The following is a 24,200-nucleotide window of genomic DNA, read 5'->3' on the forward strand; positions in this document are numbered from 1 at the left end:
GGCCGTCTATCCTAAAAGTGCATGCCACTATTCTGGAGCGACACTATGGGTTCCACGTTCAACGGCCTGGTCGGCCTGATCATTCTTGCGCTCGACATCTGGGCGATCATCAATGTGCTGAAAAGCGGCGCCGAGACCGGGATGAAAATCCTTTGGGTGCTGCTTATCATCCTCTTGCCGGTTTTGGGCCTGATCATCTGGGCGATTGCCGGGCCGCGAGGCAACGTGCGGATCTGACCGTTCGCACCCTGATTGGGTCGGACCGATGAACTGAGGTTCGACCTGTCATCTTCGGCAACGTAGAATGCGCGCCTTTCCCGGGCAATCGAACCTGACGATTGGCGCCCGCGCATTCATCGGAGCACTTCACCATGACCGTCACCAAGACCAGCGAATACCTGGAAACCCTGTACGAAGGCTACGGCCAGCGTTTTCGCATGGAAAAACTGCTGCACGAAGTGCGCACCGAACATCAGCACCTGGTGATCTTCCAGAACCCGCGCATGGGCCGGGTGATGGCGCTGGACGGCGTGATCCAGACCACCGAAGCCGATGAATTCATCTATCACGAAATGCTCACCCACGTGCCGATCCTTGCTCACGGCACCGCCAAACGCGTGCTGATCATCGGCGGCGGCGACGGCGGAATGCTGCGCGAAGTGACCAAACACGCGAGCGTCGAGCACATCACCATGGTCGAGATCGACGGCACCGTGGTCGACATGTGCAAGGAGTTCCTGCCGAACCACTCCAAGGGCGCCTACGACGATCCGCGCCTGAATCTGGTGATCGACGACGGCATGCGCTTCGTCGCCACCACCACCGAAAAATTCGACGTGATCATTTCCGACTCGACCGACCCGATCGGCCCGGGCGAAGTGCTGTTCTCGGAAAACTTCTACCAGGCCTGCCACCGCTGCCTGAACGAGGGCGGCATCCTCGTGACCCAGAACGGCACGCCGTTCATGCAGATCGAAGAAGTGAAAACCACCGCCGGCCGCCTGCGCAGCCTGTTCCCGGACTGGCACTTCTATCAGGCGGCCGTGCCGACCTACATCGGCGGTTCGATGACGTTCGCCTGGGGTTCGACCAACCCGGCCTACCGCAAGCTGAGCCGCGAAATCCTGCAACAGCGCTTCATCGGCAGCGGCATCGTCACCCGCTACTACAACCCGGAAATTCACATCGGCGCCTTCGCCTTGCCGCAATACGTGCTGCAAGCGGTGAACAAGCCAAGCAACGACTGATCCTTCGCGGGTAAGAAAAAGCCGAGGCCGGTGTGCGAAAACACACCGGCCTCGGCTTTTTTTTAATGTTCAAGGCTGCAATCCCCGGGAACGATCAATCCTGACAAAAGTCGAGATAGATGTAAGCCCACTTGCGGGTTTGATCGAGGAGGCTCCGATGTCAAAGTGGAAAGTCACTTTCGTGGACGATCATGGTGAAACGATCGACGAAGTCTTCGAGTGCGAGGAATGCCCCAGCCATGAACGGGCAGCCCGCCTCATCAAGGAACGATTGCTGCCGGTCGCCGCCGAGCTTGACCTGAACGACCTGGAAGGGCGCACCGCCGATGCCGGCGTAAAAAGCCTGAAAACCCAGCACAGCATCGAAATCCGCAGCATCACCCCAATCTGAATCTTCTTTTACATTACTTGCCAGGCCTTGGCAGCGGCTCTCTCTTGGGGCTACTCTGCAAGCGAGATCAGCGAACGGATCGCTAAGGTCTGGTCTTGTCAGCTACATGCTTGTTTCCCGGCGGCAACGCGGTTGCCGTAATGCCTGGGCTGTTCGGCCAGGTGCAGGGAATACGGAAAGTCTATCCATCTATGCGAGGGGGACGTTTCATGAGCACAGCCTATCAAGAAGACATCAGCAGCAGCGTGCTGCGCCGCATGAAAGAAGGCGGTTTCGATTTTTCCCGATTCCATCCCATCGAGTTCTACGCCATTTTCCCGGACGAGGAGCGGGCGCGCAGGGCGGCAGGCAAGTTTCGCGGTGAATCCATCAATGCCCAGGTCAGTGCGCGCGACGACGGCGCCTGGTCGCTGGAATTGAGCAAGGTGATGTACGCAACCTACGACGATATTGGCGATTTCGAGCAGGGCTTTTCGGCGGTGGTCGAGCCTTTGGGCGGCATCATCGAAGGCTGGGGCGTGAAACAGGAGATCCGCAGCCGGCACCGTTTGAACTGATTACTCTCGCAACACGTCGAGCTACGGCTGACCTTCGGGTCGGCCGTTGTCGTTTCTGCACCTTGAACATTGCACGGCAAAACCCTGAAACAAGAAACCGGCGCAAAAAAAAGCCACCTGAAGAGGTGGCTGAAAGGGAAGACCGGAAGGAGAGGAAACCGGTCAGGGTTACGGCCGGGAGGGCTGCCGAGGCAAGCCGGATCAGTGGGGCTGCGGGCTTCGTCAGGGACGTTTTTGCAGCGGATGCGCGGATTATCCTCAGCCGCCGGCGGGCAGTGAAATCAACTCTGACTATGCTGGTGATAGGCGACGGGACTGCGTCGCAATGAAGCGGGGGCGATCAGGTTGGGGCATTTGCCGCACAGGAATGGTGCGGTGCGTGCGACGTGAATATCCAACCGATTGATATCAAAGCGTTTATGCCGATGGCACGGGCCTTGCGATGGCCTGTATGTCCGGAGTGACAAGGAGTACGGCATGATCCGCACCTATTTTGATGAAATGTACGATGCCGGCGGCCAGATCCGCCCGCATTACCGGGAGTTTGCCCGCTGGCTGGCCGAGACGCCTGACGAATTGCTGGCCCAGCGGCGACGCGAGGCCGATCTGCTGTTCCATCGTGCCGGGATCACGTTCACGCTCTACGGGGACGAGCAAGGGACAGAACGCCTGATTCCCTTCGACACCATTCCGCGCAGCATCCCCGCCAGCGAGTGGCGGATTGTCGAGCGCGGCTGCATCCAGCGGGTCAAGGCGCTGAACATGTTCCTCGCCGACCTTTACCACGAGCAGCGCATCATCAAGGCCGGGATCATTCCCGCCGAGCAGGTGCTGGCCAACGAGCAATACCAGTTGGCGATGCAGGGGCTGGATCTGCACCGCGATATCTATTCGCACATTTCCGGCGTCGATCTGGTGCGCGACGGCGACGGCACGTATTACGTGCTCGAGGACAACCTGCGCACGCCGAGCGGCGTGAGCTACATGCTCGAAGACCGCAAGATGATGATGCGCCTGTTCCCCGAACTGTTCGCCGCCCAGCGCATCGCCCCGATCGACCATTATCCGAACCTGTTGCTCGACACCCTGAAAAGTTCAAGCCCGATCGACGACCCGAGCGTCGTGGTGCTGACACCAGGTCGTTTCAACAGCGCGTTTTTCGAGCACGCGTTCCTCGCTCGGGAAATGGGCGTGGAACTGGTGGAGGGCGCGGACCTGTTCGTGCGCGACGACAAGGTTTTCATGCGCACCACCGACGGCCCGAAAGCGGTGGACGTGATCTACCGCCGGCTCGACGACGCGTTTCTGGATCCGCTGGCCTTCCGCCCGGATTCGATGCTCGGCGTGCCGGGGCTGCTGTCGTCCTATCGCTCGGGCAATGTGGTGCTGGCCAACGCGATCGGCACCGGCGTGGCGGACGACAAATCGGTGTATCCGTTTGTCACCGAGATGATCCGTTTCTACCTCGACGAAGAACCGATCCTGAAGAACGTGCCGACCTGGCAATGCCGTAATCCGTCCGAGCTTTCCCACGTGCTGGCCAATCTTCCCGATCTGGTGGTCAAGGAGACTCAGGGCTCCGGCGGTTACGGCATGCTCGTGGGGCCCGCAGCGACGACAGCGGAAATCGATGCATTCCGCGAGCGGATCAAGGCCAAGCCTCACGCCTACATCGCGCAACCGACGCTGTCGCTGTCAACCTGTCCGACCTTTGTCGAAAACGGCATTGCGCCGCGCCATATCGACCTGCGCCCGTTCGTATTGTCCGGCCGCGAAACCCGGGTCGTGCCCGGCGGTTTGACCCGTGTCGCCCTGCGTGAAGGCTCCCTGGTGGTGAATTCATCCCAGGGCGGCGGGACCAAGGACACCTGGGTGGTCGAGGATTGAAGGAAGCCTGCCATGTTAAGTAGAACTGCCTCGGATCTATACTGGATGTCGCGTTACCTGGAGCGGGCGGAAAACCTCGCACGGATGCTCGATGTCAGCTATTCGCTGTCGCTGATGCCGCAGGACGGCCGTGGCGACGGTCTGCACGAACTGGCGATGCCGCTGCTGATCACCGGCACGCTGGACGATTATCTGGAACGCCACGGCGAGTTGCATGCCGAACGATTGCTGCACTTTTTCGCCCTCGATGCGGCCAACCCCGCGAGCATCTACAGCTGTCTCGGTGCGGCGCGAGCCAGCGCCCACGCGGTGCGCGGGCGAATCACTGCCGACATGTGGGAAAACATCAACGCCACCTGGCTGGAGATCCGCGGGATCGCCAATCAGGGCCTCAGCCGCTATGGCATGAGCCGCTTCTGCGAGTGGATCAAAGAACGTTCGCATCTGTTCCGGGGCGCGTCCTACGGCACCATCATGCGTAACGATGCGTTTCGTTTCATTCGCCTGGGCACGTTCATCGAGCGCGCGGACAACACGCTGCGACTACTCGATGCTCGCTATGAAATGGCGGGTGATCAAGCCGAAGCGGTCAGCGATGGCACCGCTCACGCCTATTACCAGTGGAGTGCGCTGTTGCGAGCGCTGTCATCGTTCGAGGCCTACACCGAGATCTATCGCGATGCGCCGGGCGCCCGGCATGTGGCCGAGTTGCTGCTGTTGCGTGCCGATGTGCCGCGTTCCTTGCGGGCCTGCACTGAAGAAATCGACCAGATCCTGGCGCAGTTGCCGGGGGCCAACGGTCGTCCCGCGCAACGGCTGGCGGCGGAAATGGACGCGCGTCTGCGCTACACCGGCATTCAGGAAATTCTCGAGGAAGGGCTGCACGCCTGGCTCACCGAATTCATCCCGCTGGTGCGCCAGCTGGGCAACGCCATTCACAGTTCTTACCTGGAGGCCGCATGAGACTTTCCATCAGCCACGAGACCACCTATCACTACGAAGATCAGGTGCGCGCGAGCATCCAGTATCTGCGCCTGACGCCCCACGACAGCGAGCGTCAGCATGTGCTGAGCTGGCAGCTCGACCTGCCGCGCCCGGTGCGCGCCCAGCTCGATCCGTTCGGCAACATCCTGCATGTGTTGACCATGGACGAGCCCCACGAGGCGATCATCATCGGCGCCCGGGGGCAGGTCGATATCGACGAGTTGCGCGAGGCGGAGCACGAGAGCCAGTCGGCGCTGCCGTTCCTGCGTTTCACCCGGCTCACCGAAGCTGACGAGGCATTGCGGGCGTTTGCCGAGAAATCCTGCAAACAACGGCGTGACCGCAACGCTCTGATCGACCTGATGCACGGGCTTAACCAGCACATGACCTACAAGCCGGGCGCCACCGAAGTCGACACCAGCGCCGCGCAGGCGTTTGCCGGCCGCGCGGGTGTTTGCCAGGATCATGCTCACGCGTTTCTGGCCTGCGCACGCAGCCTCGGGGTGCCGTCACGTTATGTGTCGGGTTATCTGTACAGCGAGGATTGCGAGCATCTGGCCAGCCATGCCTGGGCCGAGGCCTGGATCGATGACGCCTGGTACAGCTTTGATGTGACCAATGAACTGGCGCGGCCGGAGCGGCATCTGAAACTGGCAGTAGGGCTGGATTACCTCGACGCCTGCCCGGTGCGCGGCATGCGCCGGGGCGGCGGGTCTGAGCAGATGCACGCGAAAGTGCTGGTGTCGCCGACACCAGCGCCAATCATCTCGGTGCAGCAGCAGTAAACGATGTGGTCGGTTTACTTGGCGGGCGCAATCTTGCGCCCGGCCATGTGCTGCAAATACCCGATCAGTTTCTGCAGATCCGCATCCGGCAACACCTCGGCGGAAAATCCCGGCATCTTCGCTTGCGGCCACTGACGCAGACTCTGTGGATCGCGGATATAGCGCTTGAGGAAATCCGCGCCGAAGTACTCGGTCGGGTTGTACGGAATATTCAGGTCCGGCCCGAATTGCGCATCCCCCGCGCCATTCAGGCGATGGCAGGCCAGACAATTCTTCTGGAACAGCGCAAAACCCTGATTCACCGGGTCAACGGCCTTCAAGGCAGGGTCCGGCAGCAGGGCAGGGAAGCGTTCGGCCACTGGGGCGATGCGCTTGATGCTCGCCACTTCAAACGGCCATTGTTCCGGGCTGATATTGCCGGCCTGCGGATCGGTCCACACCAGATAGAACGGCCCGGCGCTGTGCTTGCCTTCCGACAGCGGCGGCCAGGGCTGCGCCGGATCCTCGATGGCCAGCCATGCGCGTGAACCCTTGTTGTTCAGGAGCGGCGCGGCAGACAGCTCTGCGGCAAAACCGTCCAGCGCCACGGCTTGCAGGTGATCCTCGGGTTTGATGCCGGTCAGCAGCGCGGCAACCGGCACGGCGCGATAAGTCATGTCCTTTTTGTAAGACACATCATTCTTGATCGTGAGGGTTTGCACCTGAGGATGCTTGAGTAATTCCTCTGTCTGCCAAGTGCGGCTGTTCGCGCCCAGCTCCAGGTTCAGCTGCGCGGCACACAGGGGCATGCTCAGCAGCATGGCCCCAAACATAATGAGCTTTTTCAAGTGATCGCCATCCATGTCGTGGAAATGCGCAAGGTTGGCACAGCCACGCTGGCCCGGGTAGCGGGCCAGGCACATTTTCAGTGGCGATGAACAATACCTGCCGCTTGAATCAGCCGATGACCTTGGTCAGGTTCGGCAGAATCAACAACAGCGTCGTGGCGAAAAGAATGAGCCCTGCTTGACGAACTTTCGGTTGTTTGAACATGGCTTGACCGCCTTTTTTGTTATTTCCTGATGCTTGCCTGCATATCCATGACGGCAAGCGCTGCACTTCCTGTAGCGAACGCCTGTCTCGGCAAAACCCGACGACAATGACGTACATCTTCACCTTAGGGCCCGCGTCACGCTTCGCTTAGATCCATTTCGTATGTATTTCATACTGATCGCGATTAAAAAGGCATGAGGCCCATTGCCAGCTTCTTTGTCGCCCTTTTGCTAGACAGCTCGCGCACCTGAACCGGTTAACCAAGGCACGGATGACCGTCCGTCTGAGCGTGCGCGTCAACGTCATTGAGCGCTGTGGTCATTGAATCCATGACCTGCGAAGACAACAGTGACAGCACGAATTTCACTCACCGCACAGGTTCGAGGACGTCATGACCCAAGCTTTGATTTTCGACGCGTTACGTACGCCCCGTGGCAAGGGCAAGGCCGACGGTTCGCTGCACAGCGTCAAACCGGTGAACCTGGTGGCCGGGCTCTTGAGCGCTTTGCAGGTTCGTACCGAACTGGACACCAGCCAGGTCGATGACGTCGTGCTCGGTTGTGTCACGCCGATTGGCGATCAGGGCTCGGACATCGCCAAGACTGCCGTGCAGGTGGCCGATTGGGACGTCAGCGTCGCGGGCGTGCAGATCAACCGCTTCTGCGCGTCAGGGCTGGAGGCGGTAAACCTGGGGGCGATGAAAGTGCGCTCCGGGTTCGAAGACCTGGTGGTGGTCGGCGGTGTGGAATCCATGTCCCGCGTGCCGATGGGTAGCGACGGCGGCGCTTGGGCGCTGGATCCGCAAACCAATTTGCACAGCCATTTCACACCGCAAGGCGTCGGCGCGGATCTGATCGCCACGCTTGAAGGTTTCAGCCGTCAGGACGTCGATGCCTACGCGCTGCACTCGCAGCACAAAGCCGCTCGCGCCCGGGCCGACGGTTCGTTCAACAAGTCATTGGTGCCGGTGCAGGACCAGAACGGCATCATCCTGCTCGATCACGATGAGTTCATTCGCGCCGAGTCGACCCTTGAAGGTCTGGGCAAGCTCAAGCCGAGCTTCGAGATGATCGGCCAGATGGGGTTCGACGCCACGGCATTGCGGGTCTACAGCCATGTCGAGCGCATCAACCATGTGCACACGCCGGGCAACAGTTCGGGGATCGTCGACGGCGCGGCACTGATGTTGATCGGCTCCGAGGCCAAGGGGCGGGCGCTGGGCCTGCAACCCCGGGCGCGGATCGTCGCCACGGCGGTCACCAGCACTGACCCGACCATCATGCTCACCGGCCCGGCGCCGGCCACTCGCAAGGCGCTGGCCAAGGCCGGGCTGCGGGTGGAAGACATCGACCTGTTCGAGGTCAACGAGGCGTTTGCCTCGGTGGTGCTGAAATTCATCAAGGACATGGCTGTCGACCCGGACAAGGTCAACGTCAATGGCGGCTCGATCGCCATGGGCCACCCGTTGGGGGCCACCGGTTGCGCGATCCTCGGCACCTTGCTCGATGAACTGGAAGCCCGACGCCTGCGCTACGGCCTCGCGACGCTGTGCGTCGGCGGCGGCATGGGTATCGCGACCATCATCGAACGCCTCTGACCCCAAGGAATCCTGTCATGACCCAAGCCATTCGTTACGAAAAAGGCCAGGACGGCATCGTCCTCCTGACCATCGACATGCCGGGCCAGAGCGCCAACACCATGAACGCGGTGTACCGCGAGGCCATGGCCGAAAGCGTCGCCCGATTGCAGGCGGAAAAAGATGACATCGCCGGGGTGATCATCACGTCGGCCAAGAAAACCTTCTTCGCCGGTGGCGACCTGAATGAACTGATCAAGGTTGGCAAGCCCGAAGCCAAGGCTTTCTACGACATGGTGCTGACCCTCAAGGGTCAGTTGCGCACCCTGGAAACCCTCGGCAAACCGGTGGTCGCGGCGATCAACGGCGCGGCGCTCGGCGGCGGCTGGGAAATCTGCCTGGCCTGCCACCACCGCGTGGCCCTGGACGATGCGTCGGTACAGCTCGGTTTGCCGGAAGTGACCCTCGGGCTGTTGCCGGGCGGCGGTGGCGTGGTGCGCATGGTGCGCATGCTCGGTATTGAAAAGGCTCTGCCATATCTGCTCGAAGGCAAGAAGGTTCGTCCGCAACAGGCATTGCAGGCAGGTTTGATCGATGAGCTGGCGGCGGATCGCGATGAATTGCTGGCCAAGGCCCGGGCCTGGATTCTGGCCAATCCTGCGGCCGTACAGCGTTGGGATGTGAAGGGCTATCAGATCCCCGGCGGTACGCCGTCGAACCCGAAAGTCGCGCAGATGCTGGCGATTGCGCCGTCGATCCTGCGCACCAAAACCCAGGGCACGTTGCCGGCGCCGGAGAAGATTCTGTGCGCGGCGGTGGAAGGCGCGCAGGTGGATTTCGACACGGCGCACCTGATCGAAACTCGTTATTTCACTGAACTGACCACTGGCCAGATCTCGAAAAACCTGATCGGCACCTTCTGGTTCCAGCTCAATGAAATCAATGCCGGCGGTTCTCGGCCGCAGGGTTTTGCGCCTTATGTGACGAAGCGTGTGGGCGTCCTCGGCGCGGGCATGATGGGCGCGGGAATCGCCTATGTCAGCGCGTCGGCCGGGATCGACGTCGTGCTCAAGGACGTCAACCTCGCGGCTGCGGAAAAGGGCAAGGCGCATTCGGCGGCGTTGCTGGACAAGAAAGTTGCTCGCGGGCAGATGACTGCGCAACAACGTGAAGCTGTTCTGGCGCGTATCCAGACCACTGAAAGCGATACCGATCTGGCAGGCTGCGATCTGATCATCGAGGCGGTGTTCGAGGATCGTCAACTCAAGGCCAAGGTCTCGGCAGCGGCGCAGCAAGTGGTCGGCGCCGACGCGGTGATTGCTTCCAACACCTCTACCTTGCCAATCACTGGTTTGGCGACCGCAGTACCGGATCAAGGCAAGTTCATCGGCCTGCACTTCTTCAGCCCGGTGGAAAAAATGCCGTTGGTGGAAATCATCAAAGGCGCGCAAACCAGCGACGAAACCCTCGCACGCGGGTTCGATTTCGTACTGCAAATCAAGAAAACCCCGATTGTGGTCAACGACAGTCGCGGCTTCTTCACTTCGCGAGTATTCGGCACCTTCATCAATGAAGGCATTGCGATGCTGGGTGAGGGCGTCAGTGCGCCGATGATCGAGACCGAAGCGCGCAAGGCCGGCATGCCTGTCGGGCCGCTGGCGATCTCTGACGAAGTTTCCCTCAGCCTGATGAGCCATATCCGTCAACAAACGGCCAAAGACCTTCAAGCAGAAGGGAAACCGCTGATTGAGCACCCGGCGTTTGCCGTGATTGACTTGCTGCTCAACGAATACAAGCGGCCGGGCAAGGCCGCGGGAGGCGGTTTTTATGAGTACCCGTTGGGTGGGCAGAAGCATCTGTGGCCCGAACTGAAAACCCGCTTCGAGAAAGCCGACGGGCAGATTTCGCCGAAGGACGTGCGTGATCGACTGCTGTTCGTGCAGGCGATTGAAACCGTACGTTGCGTGGAGGAGGGCGTGCTGACGTCGACGGCGGATGCGAACGTCGGCTCGATTTTCGGTATCGGCTTCGCGGCATGGACGGGCGGTGCGCTGCAGTTCATCAACCAATATGGGGTGAAGGACTTTGTCGCGCGGGCGCAGTACCTGGCGGAACAGTACGGTGAGCGTTTCGCACCGCCAGCGCTGCTGCTGGAGAAGGCTGCGAAAGGCGAGTTGTTCTAACGGGCTGGGAACGCATTTCGGGGCTTGCCTTGCCGGGTGGTTTCAAGGCAGGCTCTGGGGTGTGCATTATTCCCATCACGTGTCAGGTATTTTTTATGTCGCTACGCATCTGCATTCTGGAAACCGACATCCTGCGTCCGGAACTGGTCGATCAATATCAGGGTTACGGGCAGATGTTCCAGCGCCTGTTCTCGCAGCAACCGATCGCCGCCGAGTTCACGGTCTACAACGTGATGCAGGGCGATTATCCGAGTGATGACCTGACCTTCGATGCTTACCTGGTGACCGGCAGCAAGGCCGACTCGTTTGGTACCGATCCGTGGATCCAGACACTCAAGCAATACCTCCTGACCCGTTATGAGCGCGGCGACAAACTGCTGGGCGTGTGCTTCGGCCATCAGTTGCTGGCACTGCTGCTGGGTGGCAAGAGCGAGCGTGCTACGCAAGGTTGGGGCGTCGGCATTCACAATTACAAACTGGCGGCCAAGGCACCGTGGATGAGCCCGGTGCGCGAAGAGCTGACGCTTTTGATCAGCCACCAGGATCAGGTGACGGCGCTGCCGGAGAACGCAACGGTGATTGCTTCCAGCGATTTCTGCCCGTACGCGGCGTACCACATCAACGATCAGGTGCTGTGCTTCCAGGGACATCCGGAATTCATTCACGACTATTCGCGAGCGCTGCTGGATCTGCGTCAGGAAGCGCTGGGCGAGCAGGTCTACAGTAAGGGCGTGGCCAGTCTGGAACATCAGCACCACGGCACCACCGTGGCGGAATGGATGATGCGCTTCGTGGCGCACAAACCGACCGCTGCTTGAGCCCTGACGCCCTCGTGCCTTGCAACGGGGGCGTTTTTTCTTATAGCCAGCCGGATTTCTTGAAGCTTGCCCACAGGCTCACGCAGCCGACCGTGATAAATCCCAGCACGCCGAAATAGCCGTAATGCCAGCTCAGCTCCGGCATGTTCTGGAAGTTCATCCCGTAAATCCCGGCCACCGCCGTCGGGAACGCCAGAATCGCCGCCCACGCAGCGAATTTACGCTGCACGACGCTCTGGCGTGAGGCTTCCAGCAGCACGCCGATTTCGATGGTCTGGCTGGCGATGTCGGCCAGGGTGGTCAGATCTTCCATCTGCCGGTTCACGTGGATCTGTACGTCGCGAAAGTACGGGCGCATGTTCTTGTCGATGAAGGGGAAGCTCAGCTTCTGCAGTTCCTCGCCGATTTCCACCATCGGCGCGGCGTATCGACGCAAACGCAGGACATCGCGACGCAGGCCGTGAAGCTTCTGGATGTCGTGCTCATTCAGTGCGCTGCACAACACGTTGCGCTCCAGTTCATCTATCTCGGCGTGGATCGCTTCACCCACCGGCTGATAGTTTTCGATGACGAAATCCAGCAGCGCATACAGTACGAAATCTTCCCCGTGTTCCAGCAACAGTGGCCGCGCCTCACAGCGTTGGCGGACATGGGCGTAGGACGCCGAGTGACCGTTGCGGGCGGTGATGATGTAGCCCTTGCCGGCGAAGATGTGGGTTTCGATGAACTGCAGAATTCCGTGTTCGCGCACCGGCGAGTAGGTGACGATGAATAGCGCGTCGCCAAAGGTTTCCAGCTTCGGCCGGCTGTGCTTTTCCAGGGCGTCTTCAATGGCCAGTTCGTGCAGGTTGAACTGGCGTTGCAGGTTGGACAGTTCCTGAGCGTTCGGCTCTTCGAGGCCGATCCAGACGAAGTGGCCGGTCTTGGCGGCCCAGGCCGCGCCTTCGTCGAGGGAAATATTGGTGACTTTCTTACCGGCGCTGTAAACCGCAGCAGCAACAACTCGACCCATGGTGGTGATTCACTTCTTCTTGGCAGATGGCAGGGGGAAACATGACTTCAGCTTAGCCATGTCGCTGCTTGAGAGTCAGTGAAATCTGCACAGTTCACTGGGCAAAAGAAAACCCGCACTGGGCGGGCTTCTTTTTTATGCGGCTTGCAGTTGCCGATCCATTGCATCGATGCACTCGCGCATCTGCTCGCGGCACTGGCTGATGAGCATGGGCATGTCGTCCATGGTCAGTCCGGCGGTAGGAATGGCCGGCAGCGAGCGTATGAGAATTTTCCCGCTGTGCCAACGGTTCAGGCGCATGTGCTTGATGTAGCTGCTGACACACACCGGAACGATCGGCACTCCGGCGGCGATGGCCATCTGGAATGCGCCTTTTTTGAACGGCAGCATTTCCTCACCCAGGTTGCGGGTGCCTTCCGGGAAGACCCAGATCGAGGTGTCCTTGTGCTGCAAGGTGTCAGTGGTGGTCAGCATCGAACGGCGCGCCTTGTGCGCGTTCCCGCGATCGATCAACACATTGCCCGCCAGCCAGAACAGCTGCCCGAACAGCGGCACCCACTTCAGGCTTTTTTTGCCGATGCACACCGTACGACGCGGCACCACGTTACCGAACACGAACAGGTCGTAGTTGGACTGGTGGTTGGCAATGATCACGCAGCTGTCGGGTTTGTTCATCAATGGGCCCACATCGGCCTTCACCCGCAGACGCAAAATGCACATGGCCGGCAATGCATAGAGGCGGGCACACAGGCGACTGTTGTCCGGATTGAATGGCCGGCACAGCCCGAGTATCACTCCGAGTATTCCCGCAAGAATAAAGTGCAGGCTCATCAATAACATACGAAACACAAACAGCATTTTCAGGCCCATCGGGACAAAAGGTGGCGCAGTGTACGGATGTGCACTGTTTTCGGCAATTGCCGCTAAAGAGTCCGGAGATGGGCGATGTTTAAGCGCATGTTTCCGACTTGTTGGTCAGAGGCGTCCTAGAGCTGCTGCCGAGTTTTCAACAGAGCGTGCAAGAAAAAGCCCGACACGACGGTCGGGCTTTTCTGAATCGGGGCGAGCCGGGTATCAGCCCAGATGCTCCTGATCCTGGATGATCGCGTTGTCCAGAGTTTCCAGCAGCGCCTTGCGCACCTTCAACTTGGTGTTCTTGTGCGCAGTCATATTGATCTTCTTCAGCTGACGCGCGGCGGCGAGGGCGGCACCTTGCAGTTCCTCGGCAGAAACTACTTTGTCGAGGAAACCGGCATCCACTGCACTTTGCGGATCAAACATCTCGCCGTTGATCACCGAACGGTGGAAAGCCGAGCGACGCAGGCGATCACGGGCCAGCTCGATGCCGGCGTGGTGCATGGTCATGCCGATCTGCACTTCATTCAGACCAATGCTGAACGGGCCGTCGACACCGATCCGATAATCGGCGGACAACAGAATGAACGCACCTTTGGCCACGGCATGTCCCGGGCACGCAACGATCACCGGGAACGGGTGCGACAACAGGCGGCGGGCCAGGGTGGAACCGGCGGTCACCAGCGACACCGCTTCCTTAGGGCCGGCAGTCATCACTTTCAGGTCATAGCCGCCAGAGAGAATGCCCGGCTGACCGGTGATGATCACGACGGCACGATCCACCACTGCCTGATCCAGCGCCGCGTTGAAGGCTGCGATCACGTCCGGGGAAATGGCGTTGACCTTGCCGTTGCTCAGGGTCAGGGTCGCGATACCGTCTTCGAGGTGGTAGGCAATCAGGTCGCTCATGGCGCAATTCCTTATAAGAAAGATGGGCAGACGTTACCCACCGTCGCCGGTCAGGTAAAGCACTGTGACTGACCCGCCAGTCACTGTTTGCCGACTGACACGACGCGTGGCTGACGCATTCGCGCCCATATAGAAGGGCTGCGCTCACCGGAGATTGGCCGGATCGTCATCGTTCCTTGAGGGGGGTAACGACTTTTTCTCTTAACCGCATGAAAATTCTGAAAAAAGTTTGCCATCAGAAAAGCTTTCGACTACATTAGCGCGCCTCGACAGACAGAACATGTTTGAAGAGATACGGTGAAGTGTCCGAGTGGCTTAAGGAGCACGCCTGGAAAGTGTGTATACAGGAAACTGTATCGAGAGTTCGAATCTCTCCTTCACCGCCAAATTCGATGTAAACAAAACCCCTAGTTTCTATGGAAACTAGGGGTTTTGTGCATTCTGGCGCCAGTATTTTTTGGTCACAGAGACGGATTCGGCTTCCTTTTGCCAGGGCATTACAATCGCGGCTATTTCCTGCATGTAAAAGGACGACCTCCATGATCATTTCTACCACCCACTCCATCGAAGGCCGGCAAATTACGGCTTATCTGGATATCGTCAGTGCCGAGTCGGTGCAGGGCGTGAATGTGATTCGCGATATGTTTGCCGGGATGCGGGACTTTTTCGGCGGGCGTTCGCAGACGCTGGAGCGGGCGTTGAAGGAGGCGCGTGTTCAGGCGACTGACGAGATCAAGGAGCGCGCGCGGGCTTTGCAGGCGGATGCGGTGGTCGGGGTGGATTTCGAGATCAGCATGCCGGCAGGGAAGGGTGGCATGGTAGTGGTGTTTGCGACCGGCACGGCGGTCAAGTTGCGCTGAGGCATGTGAGCCCATTCAATGGAATGGGCCCTTTACTGACAATCAGCCCTGTGGTTTGAGCAGCGCGGTGCCTTTCAAGTCGTAGGTCAGCAGCGTTTTTAGCGGCGCGGGACCAATGGTTCGTCATTGTGTTTAATTTCCGTAGGCCATTCGTCGGCCCCCAGATGATCTGAATCACAAGTCCAGGAATGACCGGCTAGTCTCAAAAGCCTTGGAGGTCGATATTTTTTCAGGCAAAAGGGTTTGCCGGTGTCGGCCCGCATTTGAAAAGGGGTGATGAGATGACTGATCCGTACATCGAAGACGACGGGGCTGAATTTCCATTCAACAATTGCGTGCGCTGCGGCCAGACGGAGTATCAGGCCGGGTTTGGCGAGGACCCGGTGCAGACCGGCAAGATCAAGTCCACGGCACCCAAGGGGCCGAAGGCGAAGTTCCTGCCGAAGGTCACCACTCGCTCCAGAAAGTGATCCTTATCCTGCAAAGCCTCGTCATTGAACGGGGTTTTTTATGCTCTGCCTTGGTCAGGAAGCGTCTTACATCGATTGAGGATTTTGTCCGGTTTTTTTCACAAACTTTTCACACCTGCGTTAGTAGGGTGAAGCCATCCGTTAGAAAGCAAGTCTCCAGCCCGTCTCCCCAGCGGGCTTTTTTTTGCTCGTCATAAAACCTTTTCTGTATTCGCTGTCCAATCGGCGCCAAGCGCGTTGCGACGCTGGACATTGACGCGGCAAGAGCATTCAATCTGCGACCTTTTTTATTCCTTCTGTTGAGGTTTTTCGTCATGCGTTTAACTCTGCCTGCTCTGGTTCTGGGGCTTCTGGTTGCTCAAGGTGCGATGGCTGGCGACGGTACCGCCGCATTGGGTGGCGGTCTGGGCGGCGCTCTGGGTAACGTGGTTGGTCAGAAAATGGGCGGCAGCACCGGTGCAGCGATTGGTGCTGGTGTGGCGGGTGCGGCCGGCAGCGCATTGGCTGCCAAGAAAGGGGCTCGTACCAAAGCGGCCATTGGCGGCGGTGTCGGTGCGGCAGGCGGTTCGGTGATCGGTAACAGCCTGGGCGGCAAGACCGGCGCCACCATCGGTGCTGGCCTGGGCGGCGCAGCCGGTGGCGCGGTGGGCAGCAATCTGTCCAAGGGCCATAAGCGTCACTGATTGCCAACGCGTGACTGAAAAGGCCCGGCTTCATGCCGGGCCTTTTCGTTGCTGAACGTTTTTGCCGTATGCGCCTCCAATACCACATAGCCCCCTCCGCGGGCGTACCGTCCCGACTCGGGACCTGTGAGGTCTGTATGCGATTGACATTATCCGCATTGGTTTTGGGATTGTTCGTGGCCCAAGGTGCCATGGCCGCCGGCGATGGCACTGCCGCCGTGGGTGGCGGATTGGGTGGCGCGTTGGGCAATGTGGTCGGCGGCCAGCTCGGTGGCAGTACCGGCGCGGCGGTAGGTGCAGGCGTTGGCGGTGCGGCCGGCAGTGCCGTTGGAGCGAACAAACGCAATCGTACGGAAGCCGCCATTGGCGGCGGCCTCGGCGCCGCAGGCGGTTCAGTGGTCGGCAACAGCCTCGGTGGCTCGACCGGTTCGACCATCGGCGCAGGGCTGGGTGGCGCGGCGGGTGGTGCGGTCGGTAACAACCTGGGTGACGATGGCGGCAAGTCGCATTCCGGTGGTGGCCACAAGCACAAGTACAAACACAAGAACCGTCATCGTTGAGTGATGGGTTCTACAGAAACCCGGTTTTATGCCGGGTTTTTTTACGCCTGCGCGTCATGCGCAGGAACGAATGGCGACCATACTTTTCGAACGTCGTATACGAATGCGATTGACGAGGTGCGCCATGACTCCCGAAACCGAAGGCAAGGAAGAAAAAGGCCCGAGCGGATTGCCGTTTATCAATGATCCGGGGAATGAAGATCCGGGGTCGTTGATGGATGATGCGACGGTTCCGCTTATGGAGGGTGAGGACGAGCTTGAGTATGAGGATTTTGATGATGATGAGTAATTGTTGGGCAGATCCGGGGTGTGAGTATCGGCAATTCACACCTGGACCTAATCATTCTGGTTTTTTGAGGATGTACAGGTTATCCGAAGCAGACATTTTTTCTATTTTATGTAACGCCAAATACTCGTTGAATTCTTTTTCTAGTTCGTTTTTGTCGCAGTATTTTTTGTATTTCAAAGGTCTGTCACTGGCGTAAATGTAGAGGCGCCAAATATCAAAGCCGTCGATTCTATTGTTTGATCCGTAGTCGAAGTCCACAGACTCTGTAGGGAAGTGGATAGCGCATCCGACACCGTGCAGTTCGTATTCCACTGTATCTGTTATTTTTCCGCATCGTTTTATCTGATTGGAGCGCCACAACCTCAGAATATTTCGAGTGCCAAAATTTTCCTCCAGCAATTTCGTGCCGATATCTACTTTGTATAAAAAGTCAGTTATTAGATCTTCAAGGGTGCTGTCTCGTTCTGTCATCTTCTTCTGTGATGCTCCAATCTGTCATGGCCAGTGTTCGCTGCTGATTCTAAGACTTCTTCGATAGTGTTTAGAGTTCCTTTATGTTTTTTATATCAGTTACTAGTTTTATTATTACGTCTGTTGAGGTTTGCCGCGCAGCCGCTGCACGATGGTGGCCATCTAAAATATAGAGGTTGCCGTTGTGTTCTGCCACGTCGATGGGGAACTTATTGTCATACCCGGCAGTTCGCATGTTTTGTCCTAACTTTTCTACTCGTTTAGTTGAACCTTTTCCTACTATTGCATGCGTTCGTATCAAGGTTTTCGGGTCTACCTCGAAAAAAATGGTAGGGGGTTGTGGTTCACCTTTATTTACCTTTGAACCACCTACCCCATCCGGCACCGGACATCCCGGCCCGTTCGGCGGCGGACAATTGGACGTCAACCCCAACGGATCCACCCACCCCGTGGGATTCGGCACGTACCGGTACTGGTTCAGCCCCCCGGCCAGCTTCACCGGATCCGGCGTCAGGTACCGGCCCACCTCCGGGTCGTAATACCGATGCCGGTTGTAATGCAGTCCGCTTTCGTCATCGAAGTACTGCCCCTGAAAGCGCAGCGGCTGGTTCAGGTAGTCCTCGGTCGCCAGTTCCAGCGAGGTGACCTTGCCGTAGGCGCTGTATTTGGCTGACCAGACGATCTCGCCGCTGTAATCGGTCAACTCCTGCGGCGTGCCGAGGTGGTCGAGCTGGTAGTAGAACGGGCAGGCGCGTTTCGGGCCTTTGCCGTCGAGCATCGCCAGCGGGCGGAAGGTCCCCGGTTCGTAGATGAAGCTGCGGTGTTGTTGTTTGCTGCTTTCGGCGATCAGGTGGTCGCCTTGCCAGAAGAACTCGGTGGTCTGGCCGTCGACGGTCTTGCGGATGCGCCGGCCGAAGGCGTCGTATTGGTAGGTCGCGCTGGTGCCGTCGGGGCGGGTGAGGCCGATCAGGCGGTGCTGGCTGTCGTAGCGGTATTCGGTGACGAGTGTTTGCGCGCGGCCGCGGCGTTCGCGGATCAGGTTGCCGAAGGCGTCGTAGTCGTAATGGCGGTCGCCCTGCATCAACAGGCGGTTGCCCTTGATCTGGGTCGGGCCGGGGCGGTCCTGCATCAGCAGGTTGCCGGCCGGGTCGTGGGCGAAGTTTTCCGGCACATCGTCGCGGGTGTGGCGCACGCGAATCAGCCGGTCGAGGGCGTCATAGGTGTAGCTGCGCTGGCCGTGGCGGGTGTCGGCAATGTGTTCGAGGTTGCCGTTGGCGCTGTAGGCAAAGTCGCGGCGGTACAGCGCGCTGCGTTGATGGCCTACGGCGTGGGACTGCAAGCGGCCCTGTTCGTCGTAGGCATATTCGCTGAGCAGCAGGCCTTGCTGGCGCTGCTGTTCGCGGCCGTTCTGGTTGACGTGGCGGGTCAGCAAGGCGCCGTTGAGGTCGATCGCGGTCAGCGCACCGCCCTTGGCGTAGTGGTAATCGAGCTTGCTGTTGTCCGGCAGGCGCAGGCGGGTCAGTTGGCCGCAGGCGTCATAGGTGTAACGCAGGGTGCCCCAGCCCTGATGCTCGCGCACCAGTCGGTCCTGCAGGTCGTATTCGAAGGCCAGCGGGTGATCCTGGCCGTCGTCCACCCCGACCAGACGGCCTAAGCGGTCATAGCGATAGCTGACCTCGACCCCGTCCGGCAGGGTCTTGAGCAGCAGACGTCCGGCGCTGTCGCGTTGGTAAGCGGTGACCAGCGTCGAGCCGTCGTCGCCGAACTCGGTCTTTTCCAGCAGATGGCCGTTGCGGTCGTAGACGTACGCGGTGCGCCGGCCATCGAAGCAGGTTTCCTGTCGGATCAGTCCGGTCGGCGTGTAGTCCAGCCGGTACTTTTCGCCGGACTCGTTCTCGATTTCCGTGAGCAGCAGCTGCGCATGGTCGTAGCGGTACTGCACTCGTGTACCGTCCGGGTTGATCCGCCGGCTGACCAGGTGCAGGTCGTCGTCATACTCGTAACGGGTGATCCGCCCCTGTTCATCGCGTTCGGCGGTGATCTGGCCATAGGCGCTGTAGGACCAGGCGCGGGTGGCTCCGGTAGGCAGCGTCGTCTGGATCAGCCGGCCAACGGCGTCCCAGGCGTGGCGGGTGACCGCACCATGCTCGTCCTGAACCGTCGTCCGCCGCCCCAAGGCGTCGTAGGAAAACTTCCGAACCCCGCCGTCCGGCAGACTTTCCTCGACCAGTTGACCCAGGTCGTTCCAGACGAACACATGGCGACCACTGTCCGGATAACGGATCGACCGCAACCGCCCCTGCGCGTCAAAGTGGTAATGGGTGACATGACCGTCGGGATCGACCGCCTCGGTGACGTCACCCTGGGCATTGCGCCGGTACGTCCAAACGGCATCGCCGCGTGAACGGCTGTGCAGGAAACCGTTACGGTACTCGTAGGACGTCGGTGCATCGTCCGGCGGAATCAGCGCGATCAGCCGTCCGGCATCGTCGTAGCGGTACTCGGTGACCGCGCCCAGCGCATCCTGCTCGGCAACCAGCCGGCCCGCCGAATCGTAGGCCTTGAGCTGCTCGCCCCCGTCCGCCGACACCTGACGCACCAGCCGCGCCGTGTCGTCGTGGACGTAAGTTTCTTCAGTCCCGTCGACGTAATGCACGGTGACGCTGCCGGCGTCATCCCAGACGTAACGCGTGTCCATCTGCGAAAACGACGCCCAGTGCCGCACGCAACGCGCCGCCTTGCCGGACCGCTCCCATGCCCAGAAGAAGCTCGCACCGCCAGCCAGTTGCCGTTGCAGGATGACGTGCCGGTCGTCGTAGTCGTAACGCTCGCTTTCGCCGACGGCGTTGGTCGCCTCGATCAATCGATGGCGGGCATCAAAGCGGTAACTGGCCAGCGTCTGCTCGGTACGCCAGGCCGCCTCGCGCCAGACCTGATAATCGACCGCGACCAGATGCGCCCGCTCATAGCGCAGCAACAACGAACGACCGGCCCCGTTATCCAGGCGCTGAATCCGGTCGGAAAGATCCCGATGCACCGTCAGACGATTGCCGTACGCATCGCTGATGGCGATCAGACGCCCAACCCGAAAGTGATAAAACCGCGCGGCCTCACCCGCCAGCGCAACGATCAACTCTTCCGGTTCATCCCCGAGAAAGATCGCCGCCCGCGACAGACTGTTGTGAATCGCCGGCCGCTCAACGCTCGGCAACGGAAACCGCGTGCGCCGGTTCTCATGGTCGACCCAGACCACCGCCGCACCATCAACCTCCAATCGATGCGCCAGCGAATGGCTCCAGCCAAACCCCAATCCAGCATCGATCTCGGCCGCACTGCTGCGATACAAGCGGCTGAACTCGAACGGCAACAGCCCATCGAGTACACCGTCAGTCAACGTCAGCAGTTCTTCCCCGGTGACCATCGACACCGGACAGCCGTTGGTGCAGGTCAGCGGCGCACAATCGGCGCTGTCACCGTTGGGATTTTTCGCCTGATCCGAAGCATCATCGCGAGGCTCATGCCGTTCCATTCGCGTCATGCCGTGGGACTTGTCACGGACAATGGCGGCCGGATTCGCAACCGTCAGCATCTGTGCATCCGCCGTGCGAATCTCCAGCGGGACAGCGGGTGTTGGTCGCAACGGCGCCTGCCGCGCATTAACCATCAACGGCTTCAACGCACCCGCATGTCGGGTCAGATCGGGCGCCGAGGTCATCTGCGCCAGTCGCAACGCCGAAGCCGCCAGCCATTCCCGGGCACGCGGCGATTTGATCTTGCCCAGTACTTTGGTGCTCAACCGAAGCGGCACACCCATGCCACCTGACACGCACATCAGCAGAAAACTGACCAGAAGTTCAGCGCGTACCTCAGCCACCACCTCGGCCAGAAATTGCGGCGGCAACATCTTCAGCCAACTGGTAAAGGCCGCCAGGTAAATGAACAGCAACGGCTCGTCGCTGAGCATCAGCAGGCCGTTGGCGATGGCCTCGGTGGACGCCTCGAGCAAGGCATCCAGTTCAACGCTGGACAGGTATTGCAGAAGTTTTTCACTGTTGGCCTGCAAGTCGGCGAGCAAGGCAAACAGCTGTTTCACGTCATCCCAGACACCGTTCAGCGCGGATTCGAAACCGTGCCAGTCAGCCTGTTGCAACTGCCCGTAACGCTCGCTTAAACCGGCGCTGGAAAACTCCGTCCACTGCGGTTGAAACCCTTTCCATTCCTCACGCAACCAGCCTTCCAGACCATCAAGAAGGCCCTGATACGAGGCGTACAACGTCTGGATATGCGCCGCGGAAACATCGGGAAAGAAGGTGATGCGATAACGCTGGCCCCGGTCGCAGTCGTCGACCTTGAGAATGCCGCCGGGGCCGATGGTGTAACGCCGCGGTTCGCCAAAACCCGGAACACCGTCGACGTCGGAAATGACCGGTTCAAGGATCACGGGCGTATCGCCGATCGGCACAAACCGCGCGGCTTCGAACATGTGCACCAGCGTCAGGGAGCCGGTGGCGGAGCACATGGCCACGGAGGAACTGATGGGTTTGCGGCTGGTAACCGGTGCGCCGAGTCGGACGTCGTTGCCGACCTGGAACACTTGCTCGACACCCAGCGCGGTTACCGTCCAGAACTGCTCGGCCCAGGCGTCATAGTTGTTGAGACAAAGGCGAAACTCACGAACCAGCTTTTCGACGTCAGGCTTGTCAGGGTTCAGCGCAGCGACCACCAGCAAACCAATGCTGTTGTTCAGTTTCAGGAGCTGGTCAGATGGAAGCATGCAGTCACTCGCGCGCATCAGGGGAATGGCGCGAAACTTTGCGGGGGATCAAACAGGAAAGAAGTCAGCCGAGTAGGCGATGTCTGTAGGGCAATTCTGTAAATGTGCGGGAGGGCGTTCGGCGGACAACCGACATTGCCCGTTGCTCAACCTCGGCCACGCTCGTTATGCTGCTGAACCCTTTAATCAGATCCGAGCAGCGGCGCTCCCCACGCCGCCCGGGATGTCTTTGATAACGGATCCGATGATGAATGCACCGCTGAAGGCGTTCGGCCCGATCAAGGCCGTGATTTTCGATATGGACGGTTTGCTGCTGGACACCGAAGGCATCTACACCGAGGTCACCTCGCTGATTGCCGAGCGTTACGGGCGCACGTTCGACTGGAGCATCAAGCAGAACATCATCGGGCGTGGCGCCGGTGATCTGGCCCGTTATGTGGTCGAGGCGCTGGATCTGCCGATCACCGCCGAAGAGTTTCTGGTGATCCGCGAGCCACTGATGCGCGAGCGCTTTCCCACCGCGCAGGCGATGCCGGGCGCCGAGGAACTGATCCGCCACTTCAAGGCGCACAACATTCCGATTGCGGTCGGCACCAGTTCATCGCGCCAGTCGTTCGGTCAGAAAACCACCTTGCACCGCGACTGGTTCGCGTTGTTCGACTTCATTGTTACCGCTGACGATCCGGAAGTCGGCGCGGCCAAGCCGGCGCCGGACATCTTCCTCACCGCCGCTCGGCGCCTGGGTGTTGCGCCGCAAGATTGCCTGGTGTTCGAAGATTCACCGTTCGGCGTGACAGCCGCGAAAGCAGCCGGCATGACCGCCATCGCCATTCCCGATGCCGCCATGGCCGATGAAAAATACGCACACGCCGACGGGATTCTTCGTACGTTGAAAGCGTTCACGCCGAGTGCATGCGGATTGCCGGCGCTTGACTGGGCCTGATCAAACCGCAGACAAAAAAACGCCGCCCCTCTGTCAAAGGAGGGGCGGCGTTTTTCGTTATCGACTATCTGATCAATCAGGCGCCGAAACCACCGTCGATGGTCAGGCTGGCACCGGTGATGTAGCCGGCCTCCGGGCTTGCCAGGTACGCAACGAAGCTGGCGATCTCTTCGGCCTTGCCGTAGCGACCCACTGCCATCAACGGTATCAGACTGTCGGCAAAATCGCCGTGAGCCGGGTTCATGTCGGTATCGACCGGGCCGGGTTGCACGTTGTTGATGGTGATACCGCGTGGACCGAGGTCGCGGGCCAGGCCTTTGGTCAGGCCGACCAGGGCGGACTTGCTCATCGCATACACGCCGCCACCGGCGAAGGGCATGCGGTCGGCGTTGGTGCTGCCGATGTTGATGATGCGCGAGCCTTCGCCCATGTGTTTGGCGGCTTCCTGGCTGGCGATGAACACGCTGCGTACGTTGATTGCCAGGGTCTGGTCGAAGTCTTCCAGTTTGAAGTCTTCCAGCGGCGCGACGGCCAGCACACCGGCGTTGTTGACCAGAATGTCGAGGCGGCCAAAGGTTTCGACAGTGGCGTTCACCGCGTTGCGGATGGCGTCGGCGTCGGCGCTGTCAGCCTTGATCGCCAGGGCTTTGCCGCCGGTGGCAGTGATGCTGTTTTGCAGTTCTTCAGCCTTGGCGGCCGAGCTGACGTAGGTAAAGGCAACCGCGGCGCCTTCAGCGGCCAGACGTTTGACAATGGCGGCACCGATGCCGCGAGAGCCGCCTTGAATCAGAGCGACTTTACCGCTGAGGTGTTGAGTGGTCATGTTCGATCTCCAGAAGTTTCAAGGCGGGCTGCCTTGGTGTGGTGTCGAGTATCTGCCTCTCGCCCCCAGGCGAGTAGACCGTGGTTGCTAT

Annotated in this window: 24 protein-coding genes and 1 tRNA gene; 17 read left to right on the top strand and 8 right to left on the bottom strand. The window is 59.8% G+C overall.

Annotation, left to right across the window (positions count from 1 at the left end; translation table 11 throughout):
- The first annotated feature begins 45 nt into the window (after positions 1-45).
- The 7 genes from I5961_RS09075 to I5961_RS09105 all read left to right on the top strand — a co-directional run bounded on the left by I5961_RS09075 (position 46) and on the right by I5961_RS09105 (position 5,851).
- Complete coding sequence (locus tag I5961_RS09075; RefSeq protein ID WP_007959984.1) at positions 46-237, top strand: PLDc N-terminal domain-containing protein; 192 nt, start codon at positions 46-48, stop codon at positions 235-237.
- Positions 238-371: 134 nt separating this feature from the next.
- A complete protein-coding gene (gene speE, locus I5961_RS09080) occupies positions 372-1,247 on the top strand; it encodes a polyamine aminopropyltransferase (protein WP_227235001.1) in 876 nt (291 codons plus the stop codon).
- Between the two features lie 157 nt (positions 1,248-1,404).
- Positions 1,405-1,638 (top strand): hypothetical protein, encoded by a 234-nt coding sequence (locus I5961_RS09085; protein WP_085690506.1) that lies wholly within the window; start codon positions 1,405-1,407, stop codon positions 1,636-1,638.
- Between the two features lie 209 nt (positions 1,639-1,847).
- Positions 1,848-2,195, top strand: coding sequence for a ribonuclease E inhibitor RraB (locus tag I5961_RS09090; protein WP_085701190.1), 348 nt, complete (start codon positions 1,848-1,850; stop codon positions 2,193-2,195).
- Positions 2,196-2,672: 477 nt separating this feature from the next.
- Positions 2,673-4,082 carry a circularly permuted type 2 ATP-grasp protein gene (locus I5961_RS09095; protein ID WP_039769936.1) on the top strand — a complete coding sequence of 470 codons (1,410 nt, stop codon included), beginning with the start codon at positions 2,673-2,675 and terminating at the stop codon, positions 4,080-4,082.
- A 12-nt stretch (positions 4,083-4,094) separates the two neighbouring features.
- Positions 4,095-5,045 carry an alpha-E domain-containing protein gene (locus tag I5961_RS09100; protein WP_007959974.1) on the top strand — a complete coding sequence of 317 codons (951 nt, stop codon included), beginning with the start codon at positions 4,095-4,097 and terminating at the stop codon, positions 5,043-5,045.
- On the top strand, positions 5,042-5,851 hold the full coding sequence (locus I5961_RS09105; protein WP_085701191.1) for a transglutaminase family protein: 810 nt from the start codon (positions 5,042-5,044) through the stop codon (positions 5,849-5,851). Before I5961_RS09100 ends, I5961_RS09105 begins: the two co-directional genes overlap by 4 nt.
- Positions 5,852-5,865: 14 nt before the next feature.
- On the opposite strand, the gene I5961_RS09110 is transcribed toward I5961_RS09105, so the two are convergent.
- Both I5961_RS09110 and I5961_RS09115 read right to left on the bottom strand, forming a co-directional pair.
- Positions 5,866-6,693 (bottom strand): c-type cytochrome, encoded by an 828-nt coding sequence (locus I5961_RS09110; protein ID WP_227235572.1) that lies wholly within the window; start codon positions 6,691-6,693, stop codon positions 5,866-5,868.
- A 94-nt stretch (positions 6,694-6,787) separates the two neighbouring features.
- Positions 6,788-7,000 (bottom strand): hypothetical protein, encoded by a 213-nt coding sequence (locus I5961_RS09115; RefSeq protein WP_170929801.1) that lies wholly within the window; start codon positions 6,998-7,000, stop codon positions 6,788-6,790.
- Between the two features lie 274 nt (positions 7,001-7,274).
- On the opposite strand from I5961_RS09115, the gene I5961_RS09120 reads away from it, so the two are divergent.
- The 3 genes from I5961_RS09120 (at position 7,275) to I5961_RS09130 (ending at position 11,460) form a co-directional block, all read left to right on the top strand.
- Positions 7,275-8,480, top strand: a complete 1,206-nt coding sequence (locus I5961_RS09120; protein WP_085701193.1) for an acetyl-CoA C-acetyltransferase — start codon at positions 7,275-7,277, stop codon at positions 8,478-8,480.
- Positions 8,481-8,497: 17 nt separating this feature from the next.
- Positions 8,498-10,642: a 3-hydroxyacyl-CoA dehydrogenase NAD-binding domain-containing protein gene (locus I5961_RS09125; RefSeq protein WP_227235003.1), complete on the top strand. Its 2,145-nt coding sequence runs from the start codon at positions 8,498-8,500 to the stop codon at positions 10,640-10,642.
- 95 nt (positions 10,643-10,737) lie between these two features.
- Positions 10,738-11,460, top strand: coding sequence for an amidotransferase (locus I5961_RS09130; protein WP_085701195.1), 723 nt, complete (start codon positions 10,738-10,740; stop codon positions 11,458-11,460).
- A 40-nt stretch (positions 11,461-11,500) separates the two neighbouring features.
- Here I5961_RS09130 and I5961_RS09135 read toward each other — a convergent pair whose 3' ends face one another.
- The 3 genes from I5961_RS09135 to I5961_RS09145 all read right to left on the bottom strand — a co-directional run bounded on the left by I5961_RS09135 (position 11,501) and on the right by I5961_RS09145 (position 14,236).
- Positions 11,501-12,472, bottom strand: a complete 972-nt coding sequence (locus tag I5961_RS09135) for a magnesium and cobalt transport protein CorA (RefSeq protein ID WP_011333223.1) — start codon at positions 12,470-12,472, stop codon at positions 11,501-11,503.
- 135 nt (positions 12,473-12,607) lie between these two features.
- Positions 12,608-13,330: a 1-acylglycerol-3-phosphate O-acyltransferase gene (locus tag I5961_RS09140; protein WP_085705347.1), complete on the bottom strand. Its 723-nt coding sequence runs from the start codon at positions 13,328-13,330 to the stop codon at positions 12,608-12,610.
- A 216-nt stretch (positions 13,331-13,546) separates the two neighbouring features.
- Positions 13,547-14,236 (bottom strand): crotonase/enoyl-CoA hydratase family protein, encoded by a 690-nt coding sequence (locus I5961_RS09145; RefSeq protein ID WP_227235005.1) that lies wholly within the window; start codon positions 14,234-14,236, stop codon positions 13,547-13,549.
- Positions 14,237-14,532: 296 nt separating this feature from the next.
- On the opposite strand from I5961_RS09145, the gene I5961_RS09150 reads away from it, so the two are divergent.
- The 6 genes from I5961_RS09150 (at position 14,533) to I5961_RS09175 (ending at position 17,098) form a co-directional block, all read left to right on the top strand.
- A tRNA-Ser gene (locus I5961_RS09150) sits at positions 14,533-14,622 on the top strand.
- Positions 14,623-14,775: 153 nt separating this feature from the next.
- On the top strand, positions 14,776-15,096 hold the full coding sequence (locus I5961_RS09155) for a YbjQ family protein (RefSeq protein ID WP_007959944.1): 321 nt from the start codon (positions 14,776-14,778) through the stop codon (positions 15,094-15,096).
- 281 nt (positions 15,097-15,377) lie between these two features.
- A complete protein-coding gene (locus I5961_RS09160) occupies positions 15,378-15,566 on the top strand; it encodes a hypothetical protein (RefSeq protein ID WP_085701198.1) in 189 nt (62 codons plus the stop codon).
- A 314-nt stretch (positions 15,567-15,880) separates the two neighbouring features.
- On the top strand, positions 15,881-16,249 hold the full coding sequence (locus I5961_RS09165; RefSeq protein ID WP_039769955.1) for a glycine zipper domain-containing protein: 369 nt from the start codon (positions 15,881-15,883) through the stop codon (positions 16,247-16,249).
- A 137-nt stretch (positions 16,250-16,386) separates the two neighbouring features.
- The gene (locus I5961_RS09170) at positions 16,387-16,809 is read left to right on the top strand and encodes a glycine zipper domain-containing protein (protein WP_085701200.1); all 423 of its coding nucleotides are present in this window, start codon (positions 16,387-16,389) and stop codon (positions 16,807-16,809) included.
- Between the two features lie 124 nt (positions 16,810-16,933).
- On the top strand, positions 16,934-17,098 hold the full coding sequence (locus I5961_RS09175) for a hypothetical protein (protein ID WP_170929804.1): 165 nt from the start codon (positions 16,934-16,936) through the stop codon (positions 17,096-17,098).
- 51 nt (positions 17,099-17,149) lie between these two features.
- On the opposite strand, the gene I5961_RS09180 is transcribed toward I5961_RS09175, so the two are convergent.
- Both I5961_RS09180 and I5961_RS28795 read right to left on the bottom strand, forming a co-directional pair.
- Positions 17,150-17,569: a DUF6896 domain-containing protein gene (locus I5961_RS09180; RefSeq protein ID WP_085701202.1), complete on the bottom strand. Its 420-nt coding sequence runs from the start codon at positions 17,567-17,569 to the stop codon at positions 17,150-17,152.
- Between the two features lie 70 nt (positions 17,570-17,639).
- Positions 17,640-22,343, bottom strand: coding sequence for an RHS repeat-associated core domain-containing protein (locus tag I5961_RS28795; RefSeq protein ID WP_227235007.1), 4,704 nt, complete (start codon positions 22,341-22,343; stop codon positions 17,640-17,642).
- 247 nt (positions 22,344-22,590) lie between these two features.
- Between I5961_RS28795 and I5961_RS09190 the strand changes: the two genes are divergently transcribed.
- Complete coding sequence (locus I5961_RS09190; RefSeq protein WP_227235008.1) at positions 22,591-23,286, top strand: HAD-IA family hydrolase; 696 nt, start codon at positions 22,591-22,593, stop codon at positions 23,284-23,286.
- 76 nt (positions 23,287-23,362) lie between these two features.
- Here I5961_RS09190 and I5961_RS09195 read toward each other — a convergent pair whose 3' ends face one another.
- Entirely contained in the window at positions 23,363-24,109 is a 747-nt protein-coding gene (locus tag I5961_RS09195; protein ID WP_085700261.1) for a 3-oxoacyl-ACP reductase family protein, read from the bottom strand.
- Positions 24,110-24,200 lie beyond the last annotated feature (91 nt).

Origin of the sequence: Pseudomonas sp. IAC-BECa141 (genome assembly GCF_020544405.1) — a bacterium.
Lineage (GTDB): Bacteria > Pseudomonadota > Gammaproteobacteria > Pseudomonadales > Pseudomonadaceae > Aquipseudomonas.

Excerpts from the sequence above, each read along its gene's own strand:
- I5961_RS09075 (WP_007959984.1), top strand. The coding sequence starts at position 46 with ATGGGTTCCACGTTCAACGGCCTGGTCGGCCTGATCATTCTTGCGCTC.
- speE (WP_227235001.1), top strand. The coding sequence starts at position 372 with ATGACCGTCACCAAGACCAGCGAATACCTGGAAACCCTGTACGAAGGC.
- I5961_RS09085 (WP_085690506.1), top strand. The coding sequence starts at position 1,405 with ATGTCAAAGTGGAAAGTCACTTTCGTGGACGATCATGGTGAAACGATC.
- I5961_RS09090 (WP_085701190.1), top strand. The coding sequence starts at position 1,848 with ATGAGCACAGCCTATCAAGAAGACATCAGCAGCAGCGTGCTGCGCCGC.
- I5961_RS09095 (WP_039769936.1), top strand. The coding sequence starts at position 2,673 with ATGATCCGCACCTATTTTGATGAAATGTACGATGCCGGCGGCCAGATC.
- I5961_RS09100 (WP_007959974.1), top strand. The coding sequence starts at position 4,095 with ATGTTAAGTAGAACTGCCTCGGATCTATACTGGATGTCGCGTTACCTG.
- I5961_RS09105 (WP_085701191.1), top strand. The coding sequence starts at position 5,042 with ATGAGACTTTCCATCAGCCACGAGACCACCTATCACTACGAAGATCAG.
- I5961_RS09110 (WP_227235572.1), bottom strand. The coding sequence starts at position 6,693 with ATGGATGGCGATCACTTGAAAAAGCTCATTATGTTTGGGGCCATGCTG.
- I5961_RS09115 (WP_170929801.1), bottom strand. The coding sequence starts at position 7,000 with ATGTACGTCATTGTCGTCGGGTTTTGCCGAGACAGGCGTTCGCTACAG.
- I5961_RS09120 (WP_085701193.1), top strand. The coding sequence starts at position 7,275 with ATGACCCAAGCTTTGATTTTCGACGCGTTACGTACGCCCCGTGGCAAG.
- I5961_RS09125 (WP_227235003.1), top strand. The coding sequence starts at position 8,498 with ATGACCCAAGCCATTCGTTACGAAAAAGGCCAGGACGGCATCGTCCTC.
- I5961_RS09130 (WP_085701195.1), top strand. The coding sequence starts at position 10,738 with ATGTCGCTACGCATCTGCATTCTGGAAACCGACATCCTGCGTCCGGAA.
- I5961_RS09135 (WP_011333223.1), bottom strand. The coding sequence starts at position 12,472 with ATGGGTCGAGTTGTTGCTGCTGCGGTTTACAGCGCCGGTAAGAAAGTC.
- I5961_RS09140 (WP_085705347.1), bottom strand. The coding sequence starts at position 13,330 with ATGCTGTTTGTGTTTCGTATGTTATTGATGAGCCTGCACTTTATTCTT.
- I5961_RS09145 (WP_227235005.1), bottom strand. The coding sequence starts at position 14,236 with ATGAGCGACCTGATTGCCTACCACCTCGAAGACGGTATCGCGACCCTG.
- I5961_RS09155 (WP_007959944.1), top strand. The coding sequence starts at position 14,776 with ATGATCATTTCTACCACCCACTCCATCGAAGGCCGGCAAATTACGGCT.
- I5961_RS09160 (WP_085701198.1), top strand. The coding sequence starts at position 15,378 with ATGACTGATCCGTACATCGAAGACGACGGGGCTGAATTTCCATTCAAC.
- I5961_RS09165 (WP_039769955.1), top strand. The coding sequence starts at position 15,881 with ATGCGTTTAACTCTGCCTGCTCTGGTTCTGGGGCTTCTGGTTGCTCAA.
- I5961_RS09170 (WP_085701200.1), top strand. The coding sequence starts at position 16,387 with ATGCGATTGACATTATCCGCATTGGTTTTGGGATTGTTCGTGGCCCAA.
- I5961_RS09175 (WP_170929804.1), top strand. The coding sequence starts at position 16,934 with ATGACTCCCGAAACCGAAGGCAAGGAAGAAAAAGGCCCGAGCGGATTG.
- I5961_RS09180 (WP_085701202.1), bottom strand. The coding sequence starts at position 17,569 with ATGACAGAACGAGACAGCACCCTTGAAGATCTAATAACTGACTTTTTA.
- I5961_RS28795 (WP_227235007.1), bottom strand. The coding sequence starts at position 22,343 with ATGCTTCCATCTGACCAGCTCCTGAAACTGAACAACAGCATTGGTTTG.
- I5961_RS09190 (WP_227235008.1), top strand. The coding sequence starts at position 22,591 with ATGAATGCACCGCTGAAGGCGTTCGGCCCGATCAAGGCCGTGATTTTC.
- I5961_RS09195 (WP_085700261.1), bottom strand. The coding sequence starts at position 24,109 with ATGACCACTCAACACCTCAGCGGTAAAGTCGCTCTGATTCAAGGCGGC.